This is a genomic window from Lacticaseibacillus zeae DSM 20178 = KCTC 3804, from assembly GCF_000260435.1.
Taxonomy (GTDB): Bacteria; Bacillota; Bacilli; order Lactobacillales; family Lactobacillaceae; genus Lacticaseibacillus; species Lacticaseibacillus zeae.
The window spans coordinates 66,346-92,241 of record NZ_BACQ01000031.1 but is presented as its reverse complement, the minus strand read 5'-3'; the positions used below and the strand labels follow the sequence as shown (position 1 = coordinate 92,241).

Below are 25,896 nucleotides of genomic sequence, written 5' to 3'. Positions count from 1 at the left end.
TGGCCTACGATTGCTCCGCCTTGGCACTGACATTTTTAATTTAAGCCGACTAACTAATTTCCGATACAGAAAAACGCGACCGAATTTTCTACTGGTGAAAATTCGGTCGCGCATTCTTTTTTAATCATCACTCAGCCGCTAACTAATCCAAACTCATCACTCATACGACGTGCTTTTATCAGCCTGTTTGATGATTTGCAAATACTTATAGATGCTGACGGTGGACATGTTGAGGTAGTCCGCGGTTTTGGCGACGGCGTCTTTGAGTTCGAAGAAGTGTTGTTCGTAAAGGCGGCGCACGATAGCGATTTTTTCCTTGCGGGTCAGGTCGGCGATTGGCGGGTTGGGGGTACCCGTTTGTTCGATGACGACTTGCCGAATGGCGCCTTCTGGTTGAATGAACAGGTTTTCCGTTGGGGGAGTCGATTCAAGCAGGTCCGCGGCAGGGGCTAGTTCCGGTTGGAAGGCCTGAAGGAGTTCTTCGCTTAATTTCTCAAGCGTCGCCAGTTGTTGGAAGCGGCTGACGTCGGTGTTGATGCAGATCATACCGATCAGTTCGCCGGCTGGGTTCTTGATGAAAAAGCTGGCAGAGTTGACTTTTTTGCCATTCATCAACGTGCTTTGATAGTGCACGACGTAATCCTGCTGCTGATACAGTTTATCGTGTAAGACTTTTGCGATGAAGTCGGTCGCCGGTGAATCCATGGTGCGGCCGGAAATGCTATTTGCCAAGAAAACAATCGAGGAATCATAGCCATCGGTCGCGGGATTAATGGCGTGCATCACGATTTCTGTCGTGGGACCGAGCACATGCGCAAGAAATTTTAAAAATGGACGGTAAGAATCGGGGGTGATCGAAATCCTTCCTTTCTTGATAACCGCAGCAGTCCCAGGATTCGTCGGGGTTAGATTTTGGCTAATGCCTGGGTCAAGTCAGCGATTAAGTCTTCAGTATCTTCAATGCCGCAAGATAGCCGCAGCAAGCTGTCGGTCACGCCTTGAGCAGCGCGTTCTTCGGCGGTTAAACAGGCGTGTGACATGGTGGCCGGGTGGGACAAAATGGATTCCACCCCGCCCAGACTGACAGCAAAAATCGGCAATTGTAGCGCTTCGATGAACGTGTTCAACCGTGCTTTGTCGGCGCCGGCAATTTCAAATGACAGCACCGCGCCGCCGTTTTCTGTTTGCCGCATGTGGACGGCATGACCGGGATGCTCCGGCAGGCCTGGGAAGTAAACTTGCTTGATCTTGGGATGCTTCTGTAAAAATGTCGCGATACTTTGGGCATTTTGCGTTGATTGCTGCATGCGTAAGCCCATGGTTTTCATACCGCGCAACACTAGCCATGCGTCTTCAACGCCGAGAATGCTGCCGAACTCTTTTTGAAACAGCGACAGTTCTTCGGCAATAGCCTGATCGTTGTCAAAACGGCGCCGGCGACCACGTCACTGTGACCGTTGATGAACTTGGTCAGACTTTCGATGACGACATCGCATCCCAGCGCCAATGGCTTCTGGTAAAGTGGCGTCATGAACGTGTTGTCGGCCACTGTCAGGATACCATGCGCTTTTGCCAGCGTCACGATGGGCTGAATGTCAGTGACTTTCAACAGCGGGTTCGACGGCGTTTCCACGTAAATCATTTTGGTTTTGGGCGTCAGTGCCTGTTCAATATTAGCAAGTTGATCGTAAGCTGTAAACACGACATCAATGCCATACTTAGGCAGGATTTTGGTCGCAAACGCGCCGGTACCGCCGTAAACTTCGACCGGGAAAATAATCTGATCGCCGGCGTTGAGCAACATGATGGTGTTGGCAATGGCGGCCATACCCGAGCTGAAGACAAAGCTGAATTGTGCCCCGGTCATTTTGGCTAAGCCTTCCTGCAAGGCATCAATGGTCGGATTGCCAAACCGTGTGTACATGTAGTCGCGGCTGGTTCCCAAGGCCGGGCTGTTGAACGTGGATGCTTGGTACTTAGGAATCGAAGACGCACCGGTATGGCTGTCGATGACCGGGTAGCCATGTAAAAGATCCGTATTGATACCCACTTTTTAATCCTCCGGGACTTCCGCCACCATGTCGACTTCCAGTAATGCCTGCGCCGGTAATTCGCTAACCAAAACCGCGGTGCGCGCTGGGTAGCCATCATGGAAGTAAGTCCGATAAACCTGATCAAAACTCGCCAGTAACTTGAGATCGTTGATGTAGACGGTGGTTTTGGCCACATGATCAAAAGACGTTCCGTTATCAACCAGTACGTGATTCAAATTGGTCATCACTTGCTTGGTTTGGGCAATGATGCCTTCCGGAACGGCCTTGGATTCCGGACTGAGTGGCAGTTGGCCAGAGGTGAAAAGGACCGAACCGATCTGGGTCGCGGCGGCGTAACTGCCAAGGGGAGCGGGGATGTGGGTGCTGGTCAAACGCTTAATCATATTCATACCTCTTTTTCTTAGTTTGATAGTTGAAGAGCATCATCCCAAACAGAATCACGATGTAGCCGAGGATCATGGCGACAATCGCAAAATAATTCGGGGCATGCTGGTTATTGGCATCGAGAATGGTAAATTGACCGATCCAGTCGAATTTAATAAGCAATAAAACGGTCAGGATCAGCGACACCGCTGGGCAAACCATATCAGTGAGCACATTTGGGCGCGCCGGATTGATGAGTCGGCGATCACCGCGGCCACGGAAGAATTTCATGACGCACAGCGGAATAATCAGAAACTGAACGAACCGGGAGATGGAGCTGAGAATGATGATACTCGTCATGTCATAACGGAAAGCCATCGGTAGCAGCACCGCCAAAGCAATCGTCAAAAGAAACGCCGGCAACGGGAAGTTTTTCGCTGTCCGCCCGGCTAACCAGCTAGGCAGTTGCCCTTGTTTGGCAATGGCTTCCAACACCCGCGGACTGTGAAAAGAAGCCGCAACGTTGATGCCTAACATTGAAATCAGTGCCCCATATAACACAATATTTTGAATCAGCGGATTATTGAAAACCGCCACTAAGGCCACGACTTCCTTGGTCGCCATCATCGCCTGTGGATTCACCATCATGGCAATCCAGACAACGCCGATATAGACGACTGCAATCACCGAAATTGCTAGGGGGATGGCAATCGGCAGATTCTTTTCCGGCTTATCCATATCATCCGCCCCACTGGCAACGCTTTCAAAACCAGTGAAAGCATAAAACGCGGCGATAACCCCCATGACCAGGGTGCTCAGGGTTGCGTTGGTGCCCGCGCTGGTCAACCGGTCAATCTGGGCAAAATGATTCACGCCGGTGGTGGCAATAACGCCGATGCCGAAAATGATGAAAACCAGCAAGGCGGCTAACTTACCGATCGTTGACAGATTGTTGACAAGCTCGAAGAATTTTGGCCCAAAACAGTTAATCACAAGCAGTGACAACATCAGTAAGATCAGGCTGATGGTGACCAGCATCAAGTCGTTTTGGTCAAAACCGAAAATGCGTAAGACGGTTTTGACAACCGCGGTGGCCATGACGCCCCAGGCAATGCAGGTGGCAATGTAGCGCGTGATGCCGACGTAGAAGCCGACGTGTTCGCCGAACGCTGCCTTGGCATAAATATAAGCCGCGCCGCTGTGTGCGACATACTTGGCTGCTGCGGCAAAGGTCACGGCCAGAATCGCCGCAAAGAAAGCCGCGATACCGTACAGAATTAACGCTTTGGAGCCAGAAGACTGCACCACGGCACCTGGTGAAAGAAAAATACCGGAGCCAATAATGGAATTGATGGCCAATAAAACGATTGACCAGAAACCGATTTTCTTTTTCATAGGCTCGAGCTACTTGCCGCGGTAGCTTGCGTTTGTTGAATGAAGTGGCTGAATAGGGCGTTCATGAGCGGTTGGCTGTGCGTGAGCATTTCCGGATGCCACTGCACGCCCATCATGATGTGGTCGCCATCTGCTTCGATTGCTTCCGGCACATTGTCCGAAGCGGTCGCGACAACGTGAAATCCTTCGCCAATCGTTGCCATGATCTGATGATGAAACGAGTTCACCCGTACTGTTGCCTGCTTTAAAATCGTAAATAGGCGGCTGTGCTGGTCGATGCGCACTGCATGCGTGACCTGTGCCGAATTCGTTGCCTGCCAGTGCCTGATCGTCGGCGCATCGCGATAACTGAGATCCTGATAGAGCGTGCCGCCGTGATAAACGTTTAGAATCTGGGTGCCACGACAAATCCCTAAAATCGGCAGCTGGCGTTGTTTCGCTGACCGAATCAGATTTAAATCAAACGCATCCCGTCTTAGTGACGTGTCACCTAACTTGTCCAGGGGATCATGATTGTAGCTGCTCGGGTCAACATCATGGCCGCCGGATAAGATCAGCCCATCCAAGGCCGCGACTTGTCGGTCAATGTCAGCAGGATCATCGAGTAACGGTAAAATGACTGGAATCCCGTCATTTTCGGAAACTGCGGTGATGTAGTCCTCGTTCACATAATCACGTTTGTAGCCGGGGAACATGCCTCCTTGGTCGACAAGGACGCCTGCTGAAATGCCGATAAGTGGTTTCTTCATATTATTCACCTCCGATTTTGAGTATAACATAACTTCTAATAAGTACAATATTTTATAAAAATAACTAAAGGTATTTTATATCAGCAAGTGGAATCGCCTTAATTAAGCAATCTTATAATAACGTTGATTTTGTGTTGAAAACGAGTGTGGACGCGGGATTTTTATAAATAACATTAGTGCTGTTCTGAACATTGTGAATTTGGGCAATGAGTTCTGGGCCGTGCCAAACTACGCAATCTCCGGCGGGGACAAGGGCTGGCGACCGCGAAGCTAGAGGGGTGGGCACGACTTAGAGCCTCTGCAAACCCGGCAGAGTCTCTAAGCTCGGCCTTGTACTACGCCGGGAAAATCGCCCGGCTAGTACAATCTCACCACTGAGCCCGTTCCCGCCTCCGATTGCTTCGCCTTGGCACTAAGATCGCACAACTTTTGACAAATTATTCATGACGAAACAAAAGACGGGCACAATCGAAACGTCGAATTGTGTCCGTCTATCTATAGTGACATTGAGTTATAACCCAGCCACCATGAATTGTATTGAGTTTTGCTAAATGAAGAGCAATGGTGTTAGACCTACTTTTATGAAGCAGCCTTTCCCTTTGGTTCGAGCCGGCGTTCCAAGAAGCCGAGGACGAGGTCGGAGATGATGGCCATTAGCGCTGTTGGCAACGCACCGGCGAGGATGATGGCTCCGCCGTTGGTGGCGTTGGTGCCGCGGATGATGATGTCGCCCAGGCCGCCAGCTCCGACGAAAGCGCCGATTGCGGTGATCCCGATGGCGACGACCAAAGCATTACGAATCCCGGCCATGATGACCGACATGCTTAAGGGGATTTCGACCATATACAGTGACTGCCAGCGGGTCATGCCCATGCCTTTAGCCGCGTCCATCAGGTTCTTATCGACATTTTGCATGCCGGTGTAAGTGTTCTTGATGATTGGCAGCAGCGAGTATAAGAAGACCGTGACAATGACGGTGTTCACGCCAAGTCCGAGTCCCAGCATGATGATCGAAAGCATCGCTAGGCTGGGGATGGTCTGAATGACGTTGGCGATGCCGATGACTGTGTTACTCAAGGTGCGATGGCGCGCAATTGCCAGCCCAACCGGAATGCCGATCACCGCTGCGATGAGCACCCCATAGATCGAAATCAGAAAATGGCGGGCGAACTGACTCAGCACGTAGGAACCGTTGTTGGCAAGGTAATACCAGAATTGCTGCCAAGTATCCATGTTAGCCATTAGTCGTCACTTCCTTTGAAATAATTGTGTTTGGCAAGAAACTTTTGCGCGACCACATTTGGTTCAAGTAACTGGTCGTCGACTTGATAGTTGAGTTCCTGCATGGTTTTCAGGTTGATCTTACCGTCTAAGCGATGCAGTAACGGTTTTAGTTTAGGGTATTTCTTCAAAAGGCTATTATTAACGACCAATGAGCACTGATAAGGCGGGAAGAAGTTTTTGTCGTCCTTCAGTACTTTCAGATTGTAACTGCGAATCCGTCCATCAGTGGAATAGCCAAGAACTGTCTGCATTCGGTTTGCTTCAACGGCATCGTAAACCAGACCAATCTGCATCGGATAAACCCGCTTAAAGTCAAAGCCATATGCTTTAGTAAAATCGCTATAGCCATCGCCTTTCCGGTTCATCCAGCTGGAGTCAACGCCGGCATTGTATTGCGGTGCGACTTTCTTTAAATCGGAAATAGTCGTCAGGTTATCCTTTTTGGCTTCTTTTTGCGTCACCATAAAGGCATAGGTGTCGGAAAAGCCATAAGATGGATACCAGGTCTGATCGTAGCGCTTTTTGAACTCGCGCTTGACGATAGCGGTGGCTTTGACTGAGTTCTTGACTGGGTTCATACCTAACGTGCCGGTGATATCAGTGCCGGTGTAGCGGGTCGCACTAATGTCGGCATCGTTACGGATCATGGCCTGATGCACCACCGTCCCAGAGCCCAAGTTGTTGACCAGTGTAGTTTTGTAACCTAGCTCGTGATTGATCAGTTCGGCAATGATATTGGCCATAATCTGCGACTCGGTACTGGTTTGCGAGGCGATCCGGACCGTCCCGTCGTTACCGGAGCCGCCTAAGCCAGGGAAGCCGCAGCCGCTCAACAAGAGAACCGGAATCAGCAAAAGTGACAGGAATAATTTTTTAAGTTGTTTCATCTTGCCACCTCCTAAGCGCGTTCGCTGACAGGTGTCAGGTGGTATTCCAACCGCCCGAGCAACCAGTCAACGACCAGTGCCAAAATGGTAACAGGAATCGTGCCGCCGATAATCAGATCCGGCTGGAAGAGATTTAAACCGTTGAAGATCAGATCCCCGAGGCCACCAGCCCCGATGTATGAAGCTAGGGTTGCCCAGGCAATGACATAAATGGCGGATAAGCGAATGCCTGCCATGATCACCGGCATCGCCAAAGGCACTTCGACTTGCCGAATCGATTGCATCGCCGTCATGCCCATACCTTTAGCCGCGTCTATTAACACCGGATCGACATCTTCCATACCGATATACGTATTCCGCAGAATCGGTAACAACGAGTAAATGAACAGTGCGACGATGGCAGGCACTTTCCCGATCCCGAATAAAGGAATCATCAAGGCCAGCAACGCCAATGACGGCACTGTCTGCAGCATGCTGGCAATACCGATTACGATTTTGGCGGTCTTAGGAAAACGCGTCAACAAAATACCTAGCGGAACGGCGACGACCACCCCGAGACCTAACGCGATTGCCGAGATGTAAAGCTGTTCCCAGGTTTTGGTGATCAGTTCACTGCCATGTGCGTTTAAAAAAGCAAACATGGGTCACACCTCCTTAGGTGCGTCTCGGTCATCTGCCGCTGCTGAATCGGTTGCCGTTTCCTGGTCGGAAGGCGTTGCCGGCTCTTTAGCACTATCGCTAGCTTGATCGTCTTCATTTTCGCCCCAGATGGTGTCGTAAACGACATCAACTAATGAAGCACGGGTGACAATGCCGACCAATTTCTGATCGTTATCAACCACCGGCACATACTTGAAACCGCGCTTTAAAATGCGATCAGCGGTATCGCGTAGGAGAGCATTCTTATTCACATAGAAGATACTCGACTTGGTAATGTCCCCGACGCTGGTAGCACTTTGATACCGAGTTTCCAGCGATTCCAAATCAATGAAGCCTTTGAGGTGGTTTTCATCATCCGTCACCAACAGCGTATCAACGCGACGTTTACGCATCAGGGAAATCGCTTCAGCTAGTGACTTGCCTGGCGTGATCGCTGCAGGATTCTTCAGCATGATCTGCTCAACGGTCGTGACATCAGCGCGCGCCTGAACCAACCGATCCTGGCCGACCAGGTTCTCAACGAACTTGTTCGCCGGATGCGTCAGCAGTTCGGTTGGTGTCGCATTTTGAATGATATGCCCGTGATCCATCACCACAATTTTAGTTGCGAGCTTAAGCGCTTCATCCATATCATGCGTGACAAAAACCACGGTCTTACCAAGCTTCTCCTGCAGATTCTTAATCAGTTCCTGCAAAGCCTCACGGGTAATCGGATCCAAAGCGCCATAAGGTTCATCCATTAAAATCAGATCCTGATTCGCAGCCAGCGCCCGGATAACGCCGATTCGCTGTTGTTGGCCACCGGAAAGTTCGGATGGATAACGATCCAGATAATCCTCCGGCAATTCAACAAGATCCACCAGCTCCTTAGCCTTTTCGCGGCGTTTTTCTTCCGGCCACTTCAATAGCTTCGGGACAATGGTGATGTTTTCATAAATGGTCATATGCGGCATGAGGCCGATGTTCTGGATAACATAGCCGATTTGACGCCGCAATTTGACGGCATCGATTTTGTGAATGTCCTTGCCGTTAAACAAGATTTGGCCGCCGCTGGGTTCCAGCATGCGGTTAATCATGCGCATCGTGGTTGTCTTCCCGGAACCCGACGTCCCGATAAGACAAACAAACTCACCCTTATGAATCTCAAGGTTGATATGTTCGACCGCGACATTCCCGCCTCGATAAACTTTTTCAACGTCCTTGAACTGGACCATTGGTTGTTCTTCTGGCATGACGCGTCCTCCTTTATTTGATGATTCCATAATAACACATGAAGTTAATTGTATTTTAATCGAAGACCCGTTGTGGGGCGGGAATTTTGCGGTTGGTGGGAGCTGATATTTAAACTGGGCAGGTATATGAGAAGGCCGTTGGTGAGGTAATGTTCGGAGAGAGATTGTCTTTATGGTTGGCACTAGTCAACTTGATGGTTGTGTTTTACTGTTCAATTTGCACTTTAAATAACTTAATAAAGATTCGAAAATCACCGATGTTTGCATACTGGGATGATATTATAACGCTAGAAAGAGAAGCAATTGTTTTAAAAATGTATTTATTACATATATTTTTAATAACGTTAATTTGCATCGTGCAAAGTTCATTACTGATCATTAATGTGACACTTTTTATTTAAAAAAGAAAATTATAACAAAAAGTCTTGAGAAAACGCTTTACTTTACTTAAAAATGATGAGATAATGCTTTTGCACAAGGGTATTGTGCACAATGTCTGGTTTTAAGATGTGCCAACCAATGGTTTTTTGACAATACTTGCTAAACTATTTGACAGGTGCTGCAAAACATTTAAATGGTTAAAGGCAAGACGACATCATAGGAGGACAATTATGCAAAAGATCACAAAGGTAGGAACTTCGTTAAAGACCGTTGTATTTTTCGGAACCGCTACACTTCTGCTAACAGCCCTCGCATCTTTGCCAAACATTGCCGGCATGCTTGGGTTAAGCACCAATGCAGCTGCAACAGTGTACAACATTTTCAACACCTATGGGAACATCGCAATGGCACTTTCTGTGATTGCAGCAGTTACGGGAGTAGGTACTATAGGTTCAGCCGCTGCCGCATCAATCATGTATGTTATCAAGAAAAAGGCTAAAGCTAAGGCTATCGCATTCTAGTTGACTGGTAGAGATGAGAGGAGGGGCCAACATGAGCAAAGGGAAGATTTTCTTTTACGCGTGTTCCATTTGCACTGGGATATATATCGTATTAAAAATCAACTTAAAGTTTGGTATGCTGGATGGCCGCGAATCTCTTGTTCTACTGTCAACGTTAAATGCTATTAATATCGATAAGGTTGGCACAATCTTTAATTCCGGACAAGAGCCAAAAGCATTTTGGGTAAAGCGTACACTCCTCATGAGGTACGCTTTATTCATTTTTTTGAAATCATTTGGGCTACAAATATCAGTGTCCCTGTCTTTAGCTACCGTTCTGGCGATTTTTAAAATAGTTTCTGCTTCGCTCCTGATCCTGCTCATTGCATACATGTTAGTGATGAACTTTGGTTTTGTACTGACGAATATGGCTTCTAATTTGTTCAATATTCTGTCTATAATTTTCCCGATTTTGTTAATTACCGGTGAAGTATTGGTTAGAGGTTCAGGGACGATCACTCTCATAGTTATCTTAGTCGTGCTTTATTCGCTGATTATCCATGCGGTGGTGACGCTTCGCACTTTGAAGTTTCAAGGATTTCAAAGAACAAGCATGCAGGAACAATTGAATTCGGGGGATCAATGGAAAATCTTAATTAAAAGGCTTGCGGAGTATAAGGTCTTTGTAGTTTTGGCATGTATTCTTGATCTTGTTTTAGTTTTTTTCATTAATGGTTCTGAATTAGTGCGCTATGTCACGCCGGGATCTGTCATGACTATCATGTTTATAACTTTTCTTGAAACTATGATTGGAAATAAGACAAATGAAGTTGAGTTAGATAAGTCCCGTATCAAAACGATTTTAGCCGATAGCGATAATCCGTTTTTTGCTAGATTTAAGTGCAGCACAATATACATGTGTTGCGTCATATTATGTATGAATGTGGCCTTATCTGCTATTTTTCAAGCCTTATTTAAAATGAACGTCGTGTATCTATCTGCTGTAATTTATATTCCGTGTACTTTTTTAGTAGGGATACTTTACTTTAGAAAATCGGAGCTGCTCATCAGTACTAGTAATATCAAAACTAAATTTGTCATCTTAGTGTCTTATATACTAGTGATTACGGGGGGAATTGTGGTTGGAGTTTACCTATAAACACAGAAAGAGAGCAGCTGGTGTATATGCATCATTGACGCTTGCTTCCATTTTGATTGGTGCGTTAGTGGTATTTGGTGTTAATGCAGATTACTTTGCGGCCAAAAAGCCACCTTTTGGAGCAGAAATGTTCAAAACCATTTTATTTGCTAATGTTAGAGACTATTTGAAATATCTTGTTTTATATATATTGTCTCCTATTATGTTGGCTGTCGACACAGCGATTAACTCATTTCAAATCACGATAGGATTCCGTATTCTAGGTGGTGATGCATTTTCGAGATTAATGCCACACTCATTAATAGAGCTGCCAAATATCTTACTCTATCATTTCCTGTCATTCTATCAGTTTATTATCTTTATAAAAAATAAGAGTTCCAAAAAAACCTTTATATCTATTAGACGGTTGAAATGGATCTACGTCTGTTCTTTCATATTGGTAATATTAGGTGCATTGATTGAGGGGTATTTGGGATGAGCTTAATACAAATAGAAGGATTAACAAAAAAGTTTGGAAGAAGGATTCTTTTCGAAAACCTGAACTTCAGCTTTTCTCCAGGCATTTATTGGCTAAAAGGAAAAAATGGCCAAGGCAAGAGTACGCTTCTTGATATAGTCGCGGGAATGGATCGTAATATAACTGGAAAGATTAAGGTTAACAGACAAAAAATGCTTTACCTAACAAATCATCCGATCGGTCTTTTCCCGTACACAGTGTCAGAAAACTTAGCGATCCTTTTTAAAACTTTCAAATTGAAATTATCAGGGGGCCAAGAAGAAATTTTGCATAATTTCCTAGGAAACTCATTTTCAGATCCTTATAGTGTCCTTTCGACTGGTCAAAGAATGAAGCTAGGTCTTTCGCTTGTTCTAGTGTCAGAGTGGGATATCATATTGTTGGATGAGACGCTGTCGACTGTTGATACAACAAGTCGAGCTATAATTTGCAAAAGGCTTGATCATCTAGCTATTTCGAAGGGCACCATTGTTATTTACGTATCACACGGCGAAGTTTCACGCACGTTAACTAAATCCTCTACAGTTATAAGCATTAAAGAAAAGGGGCTTGTTTATGAATGATTCTAAAAAGGTGAATTTGCTTTTGACACTGGCTTTTCTCTTCCTGGAGACGTTTTTTATATATTTCGTTTTAACGAAGGGAAGTGCCAGAGCTGCTTTAATAGGTATACAACCACTGCTAAATCGTGGTGTTGATATTTTTGTTCTGTCTACTGTTCTATCCGTAATATTTGCATTTGCCTTGCTTCTATTACAATATGCCATAGGTCGTTTGCTGATCCGTATGTTCTTTTCCGGAAAGCCAGACTTCTTTTGCTATATTTTGCCAAGAGACTGCGCGATAGCCGTTAATATTCTCCTGTTTTGTTATCTCAGCATTAACAATCAAATCTTATTCTCCATAATTGTTTTATTTTCAACAATTTTTACAAGCATCCTTTTCTACAAAAAAGTGAAGTCCTTAGCTCAGGCGTTTGTCTTTGGAATTCCTATATATGCAGATGCACTGATTTCAATATTGCTGTCTTTAAATTGACTCAATTAGAAATGTAAGAATGACTTTTCAGGTGCTGCAAAGTTTAAATCATAAAGGAGAGTTAAATATGAAAAAAACAACTGGAAACTTCTTGATAACAGGATTACTACTATTAGTAATTGGTGTTTCTCTGGATCTTATCATGGTTTTTGTTGGACAAAGCTTTTCACAAGCTTTGTCAAATACTATTCTACTTGGAGCTCAGCTGATCACTTTGATATCAGTGTATTTAATTTACAGAGCATTGAAGTAGTATTTACCGTAAAAGATTACCCTTTTGTACCCAATTAAGATGTGCGGAAATTGAGGATGCTGAAAAAGTAAACACTTTTTAGCAGTGTCTTATTACAAATCCAGCAAAATCCAAATCTTGATCGGATTTTGCTGGATTTGTTTTATTTTTGGGAAGACTCTTATTTCTTTTTTTGTGCCATTAGTTCATGATTCGTTTCGTATTAACCGTTGGAGCGTCATGGATTCAAACGTTATTTAACCTTTTTTTCAATAGCCATGTTTGTCTTTGCGTTTGGCAAGTATCGCTTTAACTCAATACCGCACCATGATGATATTGTTGTTTATTTTAGAGTACAAGTCTATGATAAGAGCAAGTTTTTATAGTTATATTAGACATTCGGCATATGTAAATGGAGTTTAAGATAAGCAGAGAATGAAAGTGTAAGGTTTCACGAAATTCGGTTCAATACAGAAGCGGGAGATGTCGTCATGGTGAAGATACAAAGCGTTAAAATGTTCAAGTTGGTCATGCCACTATCAAAGCCGTTTATTACTAATATTCGGTCCTCTACCAACTTAGATAGCCTCATCTATCAAGTCGTTCTTGAAGATGGATCGAACGGTTATGGCGAATCTGCAGAGAATTATAAGCTGACGGGCGAGTCCATAACGGATATGATCGATTATTCGGAAAAGGCCATTTCAACGATCAAAGGAATGGATGCGGATTCTGCCTTGACCTCGATCGTCAATGCAGAGCACTACCACTCGGCAAAGTATGGTATTGAAATGGCGCTTGTCGATGCCATTGCGCGATCTAACGGCGAATCTATCAACAGTTATTTGAACATTGATGAGGCGACGCGGCCGCTTCATAACGATACAACGATCAGTATTATGGATGAAATTAGCACAAGAAACGCAACGTCTGCCACGATTCAAGCCGGGTATAAATGTATCAAGTACAAAGTCAAAAGTGGGACGGACGAGTTAAATCGGGTCTTGAGTGTTGCCGATTTATTAAGCGATGACATATCGATTCGAATTGATCCCAATCAGGCCTGGTCGCGCCAAGAAGCAATTAGCAATATTGGCAAGCTACAAGACTCTGGCATTAAAGTTGATTTTATTGAACAGCCAGTTAAAGTCGACGACCTAGATGGTATGAAAGAAATCACCCGCTTCAGCCGTATCCCGATTGTTGCTGATGAGTCCGTGTTTGGGTTGGACGATGCGAAAAAGGTCATTGCCGAGAGATGTGCCGACCTCATTAACATAAAACTTATTAAATGCGGCGGTCCTATTGAAGCAATACGCATTGCTAACTTTGCAAAGGAAAAAGGGATCGGATGTCTTTTTGGCTGCACGTCCGAAGTGAACATTTCCTTAAGCATGGCTGCTTGTTTGAGTGCCGGTCTCTCGAATGTTCATTTTATCGATCTTGACGGGCTTGATTATGTTGACAACACACCGTTTAGCGGGGGAATTCACACTGACAATGGGTTAACTTATATCCCTCAGGCAATGGGGTTGGGGATAGATGCTGAAACTAGTTCTGAATACCTTAACCCCATTATTGGATGACAGTACATATGACGAAGACAACGATTGCCAATTTTGCTTTAGTCACGGAAACTCCAACTAAAAGAATGCGAGGTGTTTGAACACTTGAAAAAAGTTACCAGAACCACGGTGGCTGCGATGCTAATAATTTTAGTAGCAGCTTTATCAACACGTGAAAGTTCGACTCTATTCAAACTACTAGTGCTCATTTTTTTCTTCGTTATGACATTCGCCATTGTTTCCTTGTTGAGAAGGAGAAAGACGTTGCGTAAGTGAGCTAAGCTATTTATAGGGCCTGATAGATCAATAGATGATTTGAAAACCAGAACAGATGCTGACCGCTTTGCCAAAAACTTAATGATGGTGAGGCGGTTTTTTTAAATGCATAAAAAAACCCGCCGCCTTTCACCGAAAATTGATCACGGTCAAGGCGGCTTTTTGAATGCCTCGGTACACTGAACTCGACACTAAGGTTCACGTTCAAGGGGGAAAAGAAGATGCATTTTATTCAGACACATAAACAAGAAGCGATGATTGGTGGCGGGGTGCTGACGGCGCTGGGGCTGGTTTTCAGTCAGGCGTGGTTGTTGGTGCTGGCGAGTTTGGTAGCTGGGCTGCCGATTGCGGTGAATGCCTGGGAAGCGTTGCGGTATAAGCAGATTAGCATTGAGCTGCTGGTGACGATTGCGCTGGTGGGCGCGGTGCTGATTGGCGAGCCGGTCGAAAGTGCCGTGGTCAGTTTTCTGTTTCTTTTTGGCGACTGGCTGGAGCAGCGCAGTTTGGCGAAGACGCGATCGGCGATTCAGGGTTTGGCTGCGGCGGCACCTAAAACAGCACGCCGGGTGGATGGCTCAACCGTTCCGGTGGGTCAGTTAGCGGTTGGCGATCAGGTGCGCGTGTTGGCAGGTGAAACCGTGCCAGCAGACGGAAAAGTGATCGGCGGGCACGCGAACATTGTTGAAGCGGCGATTACCGGTGAGCCGGATGCGAAAAGAAAACAGGCCGGCGCGACCGTGTATTCCGGAACGCAGGTTAGCGATGGAACCGTTGATATTGAAGTCGAGAAAACCGGCTACAATACGGTTTATCAACAGATTATCGATTTGATTGAAGATGCCCAGGATGCTCAGTCACCGGTCGCGACCTTCATCCAGAAGTTTGCACGTTGGTACACGCCGCTGGTATTGGTGATTGCACTGATAGTCGGTTTGGTGAGCCAGGATGTGCGCCTGGCCATCACGATTCTCGTGCTTGGTTGCCCTGGTGCGCTGGTGATCGGGGCACCCGTCAGCAATGTTGTCGGACTAGGTTTTGGTGCCAAGCATGGCATTTTGATCAAAGGCGGCGATGTGGCGACCAAGTTGGATCAGATTGACACGGTGATGTTTGATAAAACCGGCACTTTGACTCAAGGAAAAATCAGCGTCGCAACCGCGCAATACTGGGCGGATGATACGGCGAATGTGGCGGAGATGGTTGCGGCGGTTGAAGCAGCAACTGCGCATCCGTTGGGGCAAGCGTTGGTGGCCTATCTTCAGCCGCAGTCAACTCAGACAGTTGAAGACGTCAAGGTGACTCGCGGTGTTGGTGTGCAGGCACAAGTAGCTGAGCATACTGTCAGTGTCGGCAATCAAAAGATTTTGAAACAGCCGCAGACACCAGAACAACAGGAAGCAATACAGGCGATTGTTAACGGCGGCGCTTCACTGGTTTTGGCCACGATTGATGACAAGCTGGTTGCCGCGTATGGCTTGCGGGATCAGCTGCGTTCGGATACCGCAACGATGCTGGCGGACTTAACCGCAAGTGGCAAAAAGACGATCGTTCTGTCAGGCGACTCGCAGGCAGCCGTTGAACACATGATGACGGCTTTACCACTGAGTCAGACACACGGCGGGTTACTTCCGGCCGATAAAGTCAGCGCCATCAAAGCCGCACAGGCCCGTGGTGAAAAAGTGATGTTTGTCGGTGACGGGATCAATGACGGCCCGGCGTTGGCGCAGGCGGACGTTGGTGTCGCGATGGGTTCCGGGATGGATGTGGCGATCGATACCGCGGATGTCATTTTGACCAGCAGTCGGCTCACTAATCTCGGCATTCTTTTCAATTTAGCCAAGCGGATGAATAACAACATCAAACAAAATCTGGTGATTGCGATCGGAACAGTGGCGCTGCTACTGAGTGGTTTGTTGGTCGGCTTAGTCGATATGGCGAGTGGGATGCTGTTTCACGAGATCTCGATTCTCCTCGTCATTGGGAATGCTTTGCGGTTACGGCACACGCCAAGAAAATGGCAAAACTTGACGGCGATCAAGGCACATCAGCCGCAAACTGTGAATAATGAAGGTAAATAAACAAGAAAGGATTTTTAAAATGACAAAATTAGTTTATCAATTAGACGGATTGACCTGCCCGAGTTGCTTGCAGAAGATTGAAGGGGCGGTTGGCCAACAAGCTGGCGTTAAGAGTGTTAAGGCACTTTTTAATAGTAGTAAAGTTAAGGCGCAGATTGATCCAGCGGTTACGAGTGCCGATGCCCTGAAGAAGACAATCACGGATTTAGGGTACACCGTTGTTAATGTTCGTAGTCAGGAAGCTTAGGAGGTCGCGCAATGAGTGTCACAACAGGGATGCAGACAGTTAGTGCCGAGCAAGTCAAGGCTCGTCAAGCAGCAGCGGCAAAGCAAGCCGATCATGATCACCATGTTCCGACTGCCGGAGCGATGAGCGGGCACGTTTTGGCAAATTTACAGGTTTTGGCCCGCAAGCTGGAACAATTTCGCTTGACGCTGAATGGCTCGAGCAGCGAATCTGACAGACAGCTGTTAACTGAATTGCTAGAGCAAGCCCGGCAACATTTTGCCGTGTTGGCGAAGGACTTGGCAGCACAAGGAGAAGATTTTCCGACCACAACAGCAGAGTTCAATGAATATACCATGTTGAAGGAAGATCCGGCGTTGCGTTTTTGGACCAACGACATGAAGCTGGATGCGGTTGTGAATGATCTTGATACTTGCCAGCTGTTCGTCAGTCGCGCGATTCCGCTTGCCAATAAGGAGAATAAGCTCGTCTTGGCGGCGGATATGTTACAATTGCAGCGCTGGCATGAACAGAGTATCCTTCGCCTGCAAACGCGACTTGGTCGGGCGGTGACAGCCGGCCGAGAGCTGCTTGACGAGGATGAAGATGATTGATTGGTGATTAAAAACGTTGTTTGTATTACCGCGTTCATTGGCGCAGGAGCTGGAGTGTAAGGGCTCGGTTTCTAAGCGGGCTGGTTTACGCTCAGGAGGGGAAAATGGTGCATAGTTGTACGGCAGTTGTGCCGTTGTTTAAAAAACTCGATGACAAGGCGCGTGCAGCCATTGACGCCTTAACCCATGAACGGCAAGTTGAAAAAGGGACGGTTTTGATCAGTCCGGATACAGACGCCCGTTTATTGGTGGTCGCTCAGGGTAAGCTCAAGACCTACCAGTTGGCGACCAATGGCAAGGAGCAATTGTTGCGTGTTGATGGGCCCGGTGATTATGAAGGCGAGGCTGGCTTACTCAACATCGCCAGTCCGAACGTCTATACCGAGGCGCTAACGACCGCCACAGTCTGCACCATTAGCGCAGCAGACTTTCAACAACTCCTCATGAAACAACCGCAGATCAGTTTGCAGCTGCTCACGGAAAACACCCGCAAAATGCAGGCATTGGAAAAGCAGGCGGGCTATCTTGGCAACGATTCCATCAATGTGCGCCTCACCCATTACCTGCTCGACTTGCGCACCGCGGCTGGAAAAGACACCGTAACCGTCCCAATGGCGTGGACGCAATTAGCCGATTACCTCGGAACGACGCCAGAAACGGTTTCCCGTACTTTGAAACGTTTGGCAAATGAAAAGTTGATTCGGCGTACAGGTAAACAGGTGACGATTTTGAATGCTGAGGATATGGAAGATTTTGTTTGGTAAATGCGTCAAGTTGAGCGTGAGTTCATGCAAAAAAGCCAGTGACAGATTCGCTGGCTTTTTTGCGTGGTGTCAATGTTGGTGAAACTTTCTGAACAGTGTTAATTTGCGGAAATGGTCAAGGCTGTACGTCGCTTTTTTAAAATGATAAGTGTCAACAAGATAACCAACAACAAATGAACAACATTCGAAACTGAGCTGGCTTCGAGGCCAAAAGTACCACCAGTCAGCGGCTGGAATGATGTCGTAGGCAGTGACTTCAGGATGAAACTTTCACTGGATGTGCCCGACACAGCGACGCCGAAGATAGGGCCTTCCGCGAAGTTCCAGATGGCGTGAAAAGCGCCGCAAAGCCAGATACTGCCGGTCAATAGCCGGAACTGTGACATTGCGATGGCAAATAAGAACAAGCCAATGGCCGCAGGGAGGTTGAAGCCAGGATTGGCCATATGTAGGAGCGTAAAAAGAATCGCGTTGAGCAAAACGGCCATTATGACCTTATTTTGCTTAAGCCAATAGCCCATGACATAGCCACGACAAAGCAGCTCTTCAAACATGGATTGGATTGCGTAGCCAAAAAAGAAAAGAATCAGCCAAAGCAGGTTTGATCCTTGGAAGATAACCAGGACTTGATACCCGCCAAACAAAGTGATGATGCCCCAAATGAGACTGAACATCATGAATCCAAAAAGTAAGCCCAGTGAATAGTTTCTGGCAACGTGGTCTTTTGCAAATGGTAAGATGTCGCGATCACCGCGGTAATAAATGACCATGCTAATAATGCCGATGGCCTCACCGAACAAGAAAAGTAAATCAAAGGATTGCGGAATATTGACGTCATCCTTTAAGAGACCGAATAGCCCTGTAAGAAAAGGAATGATTTGGGATAAGAGTGACCAAGCAAAGGCAATGACGAAAACAAGGGCAATCGTCATGAGTGACTTAGGTAGTTTTTTGAGCTGATTAATCGTGCTCGCCTCCGAAAAAAGTTTGGCTTAAAATTGCCGAAATCGGCAAAATAAGCTTCTTTTAGGATAGCCTTAGTTTTCTTATAGGGCAAATGGGCAGCATGCGACTCAAAAGTAGTCAGCTATCTTTTTGCACCAAAAAACAGCCAGCAAATGTTATTTGCTGACTGCCCTTCACATGCTACCGCTTATTGCGGGTGGTAAATCCCGCGGCGAATGCATGAACCACATCTCTAAAGAAAGATTATCGGCTGACAATACCTTTGTCAACTTAATAAAATGAGTTCGCAGATCCTTTTACGGTTCGAACACCTGTCACTTTTACCTAAATCATTAAAGCGGCCAGCGCCCTTGTTTCAACATCGTTGCCAAGTTGGCGTCCTCAAGTAAAGACTTGTCTGTGATGACGCGCTTGAGCATTTTAGCAATGAAGCCAGTGTACTTGTGACCTTTGCCAATTTGGGCGATACCATCTTGGCTGCCGAGTGATGCCACAGTGCCCTTAGGCTTGTAAACAAAGTCCGTCAACGGTTGGCCGTTTAACGCTGCGGCAACATTCTTACCGGCTTGATCGCCTTCCTGTGTGGAAATCTGTGCCGTGGTTGGATAAGGCCGGCCGGAATCGCCTGCCATTACTGCCGAGACATCGCCGATAATGAAGACCTCAGGATGATCTTCCAAGTTTAGATGATTGGAAACCACCACGCGGTTACGGCGCTGCTTGAAGCCGGAATCAGCGATCACATCGCTGCCGGAAACGCCGACCGTCCAGATAATTGTGTTCCCTTCGACTTTCTTTTCCTGGTCGCCATCAGCATAAACCACGGCATTCGGCTCGATCTTCGTAATCTTGGAGCCAGTCATCATCGTCACCCCATGGCTCTTGAGGTAGTCCATCGCATAATTGGCCAATTTTTCATCGAACATCGGCAAAATGCGCGTTGCCATTTCCATGGAGATGATTTTAATTGGCGGCGTATCGTACTTTTTAGCCAGCGCCGGCATACTGTGCGTCAATTCGCCCAGTAATTCAACGCCGGTGAACCCTGCGCCGGCAACAATAACCGTCAAGTCTTTAGGATCTTGTGACTGCTTATAATTGGCAACGTGCTGCTCAATCGTCTTGGTGATCGTTTCCGCGGAGGTTACATTGTCCAGCGGCAAGGCGTTTTCCGCGGCACCCGGCAACCCAAAGTCCTCAGACCGGAAGCCAAGCGCGATGATGAGATAATCGTAACGTAACGGCGCATGGTTAGCCAAAATTACCATCTTGGTCGACACGTCAACCTTGCTGACTTTCGCCTGAAGAAACTGAACATCCTTTGGAAGAACCTGTTGAATATTAAACGTGATTTTCGATGCAGGCACAGTACCTGCCGCCACTTCATGAAGCTGCGTGCGCTCTTCGTGTTCGGCGTTTTGGTCAACCACTGTGATCGTCGTTCCCTTTGGTGCGAGCTTACTCAACGTTTTAACGGCCCGAATGCCCGCATATCCGGCACCTAAAATGACAACATCTGCCATTGATTCACCACATCCTCATCTACAAAATTGTTTCAACGTACGGTCAATTGGCCACAACCTTATTGTAACAATCTTATTACCATTCACAAACTTTGGGCTCATATATTTGCGAAAAGTGGGTGAGAAATTTGGTTGTATCTTGTTCGTTTCCGAGTTTGCCCATGAATATTAATCCAAGGTGCTTGAAGGGGAGACTTGCAGAGGGATGTCTTAATGAAGAAGGAATTGGCTAAGAAAGCTTGACTGCGTGATCTTTTCAAAAAGGCCAGTTCATTTCAGTAGCGTAAGCCAAAACCGAGTGTTCGATCACCCAAAATATGCGCGGACCAAATCAACGCTGCGGCCAGTAAGCCATGCTGAACACCAATGAGAGCCAGCCCGCCGAGAATAATCGGCCCAATTAATGTATGGCCAATATCGTAGCAGACATTGCCGACCTTTTCGTTGACGAGAAAGCCTAAAGCACTGATGTCAGGAATTAGGAAGCCGATAATAAATAATAGCCAGCTGAAAGTGAAGTGGACAAAGTAAAAATAAATGATGAGTGCAAATCCTAGTGCCGATTCTGTTCTTGGAAGCCACTTCATGATGCATCATCCTTAGATAATATTAATGTATAGCGTACGTAGAGCGATTCTTTTATAGGCGGTCGTGAATAAACTAACACGGCACCACCCGTCTGTGATGTCGTGATAGAACGCGATATGATGTTGCCTAGCTATTGAGTTCAGTGTCTAGGTCATGATAGTTATATTCATGATGCATTAGCAGGTGCGGTTTTTCGCCGATCAGTCCAGAAGGCAACGGGGGACAGGCACAAGACGATCAAGGCACCAATCAGATAGGTGTGGCTGAATGCTTGCGCCAGATACTTATTTTTGCGTTGCTTAATTTCACTGAAAGTCGTTTGCAATGTTTGCTTTTGGGCGATTTGCTTGATACCGGTCAGCGCAGAACGTTGACCTTGAGCAATAGTTGCAACGCCAGCACCAAAGCGGGTAATGCTAAGCGCAAGCGGCGAGCGACTTTGTTGGGCAGCTTTTGTGAGCGTGGCCGAGCCGCTCGTTAGTTTACTGCTGCCTTGTTGCAAGGCGACACTCGCATCATATAGTTTACGTAGGTCGCTACCTGCAACGGGTTTAGGTAAGTTGGTTTTAGCACTGGCTGCTTTTGTGATGGCGCGGGTCATCTTTTTCTGTTGATGAGTGGTTGGCGTTGAAGAGCCGGAAAAGATCTTGGTTAACTGTTGATGAGCAACAGTTTTGACATGTGGCGATAACGTCTTTTCAGTCACAAGTTGATCAGCAGTGTGATGGATCTGCGTTTTAGCAGAGGCAATATTTGTATCGAGCACCGTGACAAGAATGGCAATACCGAGGCATGTCCCAATTTGCCGTGCAGCGTTGACAATACCGGAACCGATACCGCTTTTGTTTTTAGGCAGATAGCGAACCGAGGCCACGAGTGAGACTGATGAAAATCCGAAACCAAAGCCATTGATGACTAAGAGCACCACGATAAGGGCGGTGGCCGTATTGGTTTTGATCAGTGAAAGTAAAAACAGACTTGCGGCCATGAGAATCATGCCCGCCAATGTCACCGGAATCGCGCCGAGTTTGGCGAGTAACCGTGTACCGATTGGCATGGCGACCATGATGGTAAGTGATACCGGAATGATGATTAAAGCTGCATGTAGCGGACTGTCACCAAGTACATTTTGTAGAAAATAATTTAGGATCAAGCTTGGGCCGACAAGGGCAAAACCGGTCATGAAGTAAACGATACTTGAGGCACTGAGCGTCTTTTCGTGAAAAAGATCGAGTTCCAATAATGGATTTTTAATATGATGCTCAGTGACAACAAAGGCAACAAGCGCTACGGCACCACCGATCAGACTGCTGAGAATCAGTGTTGAATGCCAGCCATATTGACGACCTTCTAGTAGGCCAAAAGTGACACCGCCAAGTGCAGCCGTCAAAAGCAATAAACCGGGAAGATCAATGCGACCGGCCAGCGATTCATCATACGATTCGTGCGCACAGAAGGCGACCAGTAAAAATGCGAGCAAGGCAAGGGGGACGTTAATGCCAAAAATCCAGCGCCATGAAGTAACTTGCAGAATCATCCCACCAATTGGCGGACCACCAGCTGCTGCTAACGCGGTCACGGCACCAACAAGCGCGGCTACCTGATTGAGTTTTTCTTTGCCAAATACTTCAATTCCCATTGGCAAAACGATGGGGGTGATGATTGCCCCGCCAAGGCCTTGAAAAAAACGGAATGTGATCAACATCGGCAGAGAGTTTGCTGTGGTGCAAGCGGCGGAAAAACCGCCAAAAAGTGCTAGACCAAGTAGCATGATTTTTTTGCGGCCATAACGATCCGCAATTTTGGAAGTCGTGATCATGAAAACGGACATGGCTAAAGTGTAAATGGTCATGACCCAGCTAGTATTGGCAAGTGAGCCATGAAGATCATCCATAATTTTAGGGATGGCAATATTCACGATGGTGGTATCGAGTGTTCCCATGAACATGGCAATGGTTAAGCCGATAGAACAAAGTGCCCGGGTTAAACGGGTCATCACATCAGATCCTTTCATCTGTTACAATTGGATACATGTGACACATGTGTGACTTTCGAAAGCACTTTGAGTATACTGAGGACAACGACAAGCAACAAGCGTTTGGCGACAAGTGCTACAGATTGGTGGTATTTGTGTCAGTTAGGAGATTGCGAAGGATGAATGGGAAGCAACGGATGGCGTTGCAATCGAAACAGTGGTTGGTGGACGCCTTGGTCACATTAATGCAACGTGGCGAGGCGGTGACAGACATTTCAATCACGGAGATTGTTCAGACAGCGGATCTTTCACGCAAAACCTTTTATCGAGCGTTCAAAACCAAGGATGATTTAATTGACTATTTATGCCGCCAGTTGACGGACGATTATTTTGAAAGTCTGAAACAGGCCACCCGCGGACAAACACCGATTAGTTTTGAAACAACCATGCAGCACTTTTTCACATTTTGGTGGCAACAAAAAGACCTTGTCCGTTTATTGATTCGACAAGGTCTGTTCGATCATTTGAATGGTGTTTGGCAACGTGATGCTGTTGACAAGTATCGCCAGTTTCCGGCGCCGTGGCATGCGGCAGGGACCGATCGAGAGGTGAATTATATCATGGCATTTGCACTCGGTGGGTTTACCAATGTTTTACGCTTATGGTTGGCACAAGATCAACCTGAACCGCCGGAACAAGTGCAAAGGGTGGCACTGGCGGGTTTTGGCCAGTTGGCGCAGAGCATTGGTCATTCAAACTAATACGATAAGTTAGCGATCTTTTTAGATAGGTACAGCTCTTTCAAAAAGATTACAAGTAAAAGTTGATGGGCGCTGTCAAATTGACCTGATCAAGCGCGAGGGTGCCGTTAATGCTTTTTCCTTGCGGGACATCAATCAGCAGGCGAATCGTTTTCGTTTCGTTTGGTTTGATAACGGGTGGCGTCGAAAGCATTTTGACCGTGACTTGATGCTGATCATTGGACGCTGAGAAATGTTTTTCGGAGAAGCTCAAAGGAACGGCATAGTGAGCGTTATGAATGGTCAAGGCGATTCCGGTTTGGTTCTTAGGAATATCTGGCAGGTACTTCGTTTGGATGGTGAATAGGCGTAAACTTTTAGCGCCAACATAGGTAACTTTGCTGCCGATTATAACCGGCTTTCGATAAATGGCCGGGTGAGCAATCGGATATGATTCGGGAACGTTGATTATCTGTTTGGATGTGTGGCGATTGCGCGATGTTTTCAAAACAAGCTTCGTTGAACTCGACTGTAATCGTTTGAGGCTAACTGCACCACTGGCAGATTTCTTCTCGGCCAGTGTCTGATTGTTGAGGTCCTTTAAGCTGTAATCAGTGTGAGCCGGCAAGTGGAATTTGAGGTTCAGCGACTGATGGACATCGGTGATTTTGATCTGTTTAGCCACTGGTGCTTGGTTTGCAGCAGTCGTGCTTTGCGCAGATGCTGTCTGTGCGGGGATCAGTATGTAGATCAATGAGATCGTCAATATTGAAAACCACCCGAGTTTTTTCATCGTTCATCTTTCCTTTTTATGAGTTTGGCGAAGCTATTCTATTGGGGCTTCGTGGCAGATACCATCTTTAGAATAGCATAGGCATGGACTTGTGAGGAATAAGGACCATTGAAAGAGCCATGCGATCGTTAGTGGGCAATGCAAGATCGTATGGCTTTGACTTGGCTGACACTGAAAGTAGGCGATGCTGGTAAAGAAAAATGTTGAAAACTGAGTTACTTTTTCCGTTTTGCATTTCTTTTATTTTGGTTATAGGCATCCTCAAGCTTTTGAACGGCACGGTTATATTCAGAATCGAGTAGCCGGATAGCAATGAAGTCAACCTTAGATTTATTATCTGAAAGCGGTATCTGCATGACTTGAATTCTTAGTGGCAGATTTGATTGTTCGAAGAATCCGGCTATTGCAGATAGAAATACGGTTGCGCGCATGAGATTGTCATAGGATGAAAGATTGTTAATGAAGAAGACGACAAAGTTCTCAATTTTTTCCTTTTTCAGAAGATCTGACACGTGAAGTGACTTGGCAAAGATATTGATGGTTCTATCAAATTGTGTTGTCATGGCAAACCTCCGCAATGATGGTGTTAACCAATGTTTAAAATCAAAAAACATAAATTAATTTTTTGAGTGTACTGGTTTTTCATTTATGTGTCAATAAGTTTTGGAAACGTTTTTTGAGGTGAAAGCGATTGAAGTTCATGTTGGAATATCGCTATACTTATACTTTGAGATTTTTCGGAATTTTGAGAAAGCATATTGCTGTTCATGATACCATTCAGCAATTGACTTGCTCGCATGAGAAGCGGCTTTAACGCTGAAAGGATGGCTGAAATGGAACTGACGTACTTGATTCCCCACATTTTTGCAATGGTGGTACTTACATTGACGCTCAGGTTTAAAAATTCTGCTTTAAAAAAAGAGCGGCAACACAGAGAAATCAGTTTTGAAAATTCAAATCTCGATCAGGAATTACAAGCCAAAGTTCTGAAACAAGAGGCAGTTCTAAATCAGCGACACTTCATCACTGAAATACTAATAAACGCGCAATTCGCAGGCGTTTACATCGCCACTTTTTGCTTTTCGGCCGGAGTTCTTTATGCAGAGGAGAGCACTGGCGTTTATCTTTTTCCGAGCATTGGTGTTTTCTGCTTGTTTGCTAATATCCTGTTTGTTGTAGAAGAGCAAGCTTTTCGGCTTTATAAAAAACGACAACTTAAAAAGTATCTCGCAGTTGATCGAGGTGTAAAGATCATAGAAAATCACGGGGCAAGACGGTACTATGTTTACCTTGCTTTATTGATTTAGAAGGATTCATTAATCTTGGATTATTCTATG

27 protein-coding genes and 1 pseudogene are annotated in these 25,896 nt (G+C 46.3%); 13 read left to right on the top strand and 15 right to left on the bottom strand.

Features of this window, described 5'->3' with window-relative positions; translation table 11 throughout:
- Positions 1-156: 156 nt before the first annotated feature.
- From GSO_RS06150 to GSO_RS06110, 9 genes and pseudogenes are all read right to left on the bottom strand, one after another.
- The gene (locus GSO_RS06150; protein ID WP_225358916.1) at positions 157-855 is read right to left on the bottom strand and encodes a helix-turn-helix transcriptional regulator; all 699 of its coding nucleotides are present in this window, start codon (positions 853-855) and stop codon (positions 157-159) included.
- A 50-nt stretch (positions 856-905) separates the two neighbouring features.
- Positions 906-2,050, bottom strand: a pseudogene (locus GSO_RS15655) (trans-sulfuration enzyme family protein).
- Between the two features lie 3 nt (positions 2,051-2,053).
- A complete protein-coding gene (locus GSO_RS06140) occupies positions 2,054-2,437 on the bottom strand; it encodes a RidA family protein (RefSeq protein ID WP_010490145.1) in 384 nt (127 codons plus the stop codon).
- A complete protein-coding gene (locus GSO_RS06135; protein WP_010490143.1) occupies positions 2,430-3,812 on the bottom strand; it encodes an APC family permease in 1,383 nt (460 codons plus the stop codon). Before GSO_RS06135 ends, GSO_RS06140 begins: the two co-directional genes overlap by 8 nt.
- Positions 3,809-4,561 (bottom strand): gamma-glutamyl-gamma-aminobutyrate hydrolase family protein, encoded by a 753-nt coding sequence (locus GSO_RS06130; RefSeq protein ID WP_010490141.1) that lies wholly within the window; start codon positions 4,559-4,561, stop codon positions 3,809-3,811. The genes GSO_RS06135 and GSO_RS06130 overlap by 4 nt, the downstream gene beginning before the upstream one ends.
- Before the next feature lie 579 nt (positions 4,562-5,140).
- Positions 5,141-5,803, bottom strand: a complete 663-nt coding sequence (locus tag GSO_RS06125) for an ABC transporter permease (protein WP_003615771.1) — start codon at positions 5,801-5,803, stop codon at positions 5,141-5,143.
- Positions 5,803-6,732, bottom strand: coding sequence for an osmoprotectant ABC transporter substrate-binding protein (locus tag GSO_RS06120; protein ID WP_010490133.1), 930 nt, complete (start codon positions 6,730-6,732; stop codon positions 5,803-5,805). Before GSO_RS06120 ends, GSO_RS06125 begins: the two co-directional genes overlap by 1 nt.
- A gap of 11 nt (positions 6,733-6,743) precedes the next feature.
- Positions 6,744-7,373 (bottom strand): ABC transporter permease, encoded by a 630-nt coding sequence (locus GSO_RS06115; protein ID WP_010490131.1) that lies wholly within the window; start codon positions 7,371-7,373, stop codon positions 6,744-6,746.
- A 3-nt stretch (positions 7,374-7,376) separates the two neighbouring features.
- Complete coding sequence (locus tag GSO_RS06110) at positions 7,377-8,624, bottom strand: betaine/proline/choline family ABC transporter ATP-binding protein (protein ID WP_010490129.1); 1,248 nt, start codon at positions 8,622-8,624, stop codon at positions 7,377-7,379.
- A gap of 611 nt (positions 8,625-9,235) precedes the next feature.
- Between GSO_RS06110 and GSO_RS15650 the strand changes: the two genes are divergently transcribed.
- From GSO_RS15650 to GSO_RS06055, 11 genes are all read left to right on the top strand, one after another.
- On the top strand, positions 9,236-9,526 hold the full coding sequence (locus GSO_RS15650) for an uberolysin/carnocyclin family circular bacteriocin (protein ID WP_010490128.1): 291 nt from the start codon (positions 9,236-9,238) through the stop codon (positions 9,524-9,526).
- A gap of 31 nt (positions 9,527-9,557) precedes the next feature.
- Positions 9,558-10,664: a hypothetical protein gene (locus GSO_RS06100; protein WP_010490126.1), complete on the top strand. Its 1,107-nt coding sequence runs from the start codon at positions 9,558-9,560 to the stop codon at positions 10,662-10,664.
- Positions 10,648-11,142: a stage II sporulation protein M gene (locus GSO_RS17445; RefSeq protein WP_010490124.1), complete on the top strand. Its 495-nt coding sequence runs from the start codon at positions 10,648-10,650 to the stop codon at positions 11,140-11,142. Before GSO_RS06100 ends, GSO_RS17445 begins: the two co-directional genes overlap by 17 nt.
- Positions 11,139-11,744, top strand: a complete 606-nt coding sequence (locus GSO_RS06090) for an ABC transporter ATP-binding protein (protein ID WP_010490122.1) — start codon at positions 11,139-11,141, stop codon at positions 11,742-11,744. Before GSO_RS17445 ends, GSO_RS06090 begins: the two co-directional genes overlap by 4 nt.
- The gene (locus GSO_RS06085; RefSeq protein WP_010490119.1) at positions 11,737-12,219 is read left to right on the top strand and encodes a hypothetical protein; all 483 of its coding nucleotides are present in this window, start codon (positions 11,737-11,739) and stop codon (positions 12,217-12,219) included. The genes GSO_RS06090 and GSO_RS06085 overlap by 8 nt, the downstream gene beginning before the upstream one ends.
- Before the next feature lie 67 nt (positions 12,220-12,286).
- The gene (locus GSO_RS06080; RefSeq protein WP_010490118.1) at positions 12,287-12,472 is read left to right on the top strand and encodes a hypothetical protein; all 186 of its coding nucleotides are present in this window, start codon (positions 12,287-12,289) and stop codon (positions 12,470-12,472) included.
- A gap of 470 nt (positions 12,473-12,942) precedes the next feature.
- Positions 12,943-14,037, top strand: coding sequence for an enolase C-terminal domain-like protein (locus GSO_RS06075; protein ID WP_010490116.1), 1,095 nt, complete (start codon positions 12,943-12,945; stop codon positions 14,035-14,037).
- A 476-nt stretch (positions 14,038-14,513) separates the two neighbouring features.
- Positions 14,514-16,370, top strand: coding sequence for a heavy metal translocating P-type ATPase (locus tag GSO_RS06070; RefSeq protein WP_010490114.1), 1,857 nt, complete (start codon positions 14,514-14,516; stop codon positions 16,368-16,370).
- A 19-nt stretch (positions 16,371-16,389) separates the two neighbouring features.
- Positions 16,390-16,617: a heavy-metal-associated domain-containing protein gene (locus tag GSO_RS06065; protein WP_010490112.1), complete on the top strand. Its 228-nt coding sequence runs from the start codon at positions 16,390-16,392 to the stop codon at positions 16,615-16,617.
- An 11-nt stretch (positions 16,618-16,628) separates the two neighbouring features.
- The gene (locus GSO_RS06060) at positions 16,629-17,210 is read left to right on the top strand and encodes a ferritin family protein (protein ID WP_010490110.1); all 582 of its coding nucleotides are present in this window, start codon (positions 16,629-16,631) and stop codon (positions 17,208-17,210) included.
- Between the two features lie 104 nt (positions 17,211-17,314).
- Positions 17,315-17,974 carry a Crp/Fnr family transcriptional regulator gene (locus GSO_RS06055; RefSeq protein WP_010490107.1) on the top strand — a complete coding sequence of 220 codons (660 nt, stop codon included), beginning with the start codon at positions 17,315-17,317 and terminating at the stop codon, positions 17,972-17,974.
- A gap of 98 nt (positions 17,975-18,072) precedes the next feature.
- On the opposite strand, the gene GSO_RS06050 is transcribed toward GSO_RS06055, so the two are convergent.
- From GSO_RS06050 to GSO_RS06035, 4 genes are all read right to left on the bottom strand, one after another.
- A complete protein-coding gene (locus GSO_RS06050; protein ID WP_010490105.1) occupies positions 18,073-18,906 on the bottom strand; it encodes a CPBP family intramembrane glutamic endopeptidase in 834 nt (277 codons plus the stop codon).
- 366 nt (positions 18,907-19,272) lie between these two features.
- On the bottom strand, positions 19,273-20,463 hold the full coding sequence (locus tag GSO_RS06045) for an NAD(P)/FAD-dependent oxidoreductase (RefSeq protein WP_010490103.1): 1,191 nt from the start codon (positions 20,461-20,463) through the stop codon (positions 19,273-19,275).
- A gap of 275 nt (positions 20,464-20,738) precedes the next feature.
- Positions 20,739-21,050, bottom strand: coding sequence for a DUF4260 family protein (locus tag GSO_RS06040; protein WP_010490101.1), 312 nt, complete (start codon positions 21,048-21,050; stop codon positions 20,739-20,741).
- Between the two features lie 167 nt (positions 21,051-21,217).
- Positions 21,218-23,047, bottom strand: coding sequence for an MFS transporter (locus tag GSO_RS06035; RefSeq protein WP_010490098.1), 1,830 nt, complete (start codon positions 23,045-23,047; stop codon positions 21,218-21,220).
- A gap of 158 nt (positions 23,048-23,205) precedes the next feature.
- Between GSO_RS06035 and GSO_RS06030 the strand changes: the two genes are divergently transcribed.
- Positions 23,206-23,787, top strand: coding sequence for a TetR/AcrR family transcriptional regulator (locus GSO_RS06030; protein WP_010490096.1), 582 nt, complete (start codon positions 23,206-23,208; stop codon positions 23,785-23,787).
- Between the two features lie 49 nt (positions 23,788-23,836).
- Here the strand turns inward: GSO_RS06030 and GSO_RS06025 are convergent, their stop codons facing one another.
- Together GSO_RS06025 and GSO_RS06020 are read right to left on the bottom strand one after the other, a co-directional pair.
- Positions 23,837-24,559: a hypothetical protein gene (locus tag GSO_RS06025; RefSeq protein WP_010490094.1), complete on the bottom strand. Its 723-nt coding sequence runs from the start codon at positions 24,557-24,559 to the stop codon at positions 23,837-23,839.
- A gap of 215 nt (positions 24,560-24,774) precedes the next feature.
- The gene (locus GSO_RS06020; protein ID WP_010490091.1) at positions 24,775-25,122 is read right to left on the bottom strand and encodes a hypothetical protein; all 348 of its coding nucleotides are present in this window, start codon (positions 25,120-25,122) and stop codon (positions 24,775-24,777) included.
- 270 nt (positions 25,123-25,392) lie between these two features.
- Here GSO_RS06020 and GSO_RS15645 point away from each other — a divergent pair, with 270 nt between their 5' ends.
- Complete coding sequence (locus GSO_RS15645; protein ID WP_010490089.1) at positions 25,393-25,866, top strand: hypothetical protein; 474 nt, start codon at positions 25,393-25,395, stop codon at positions 25,864-25,866.
- Positions 25,867-25,896: the final 30 nt, after the last annotated feature.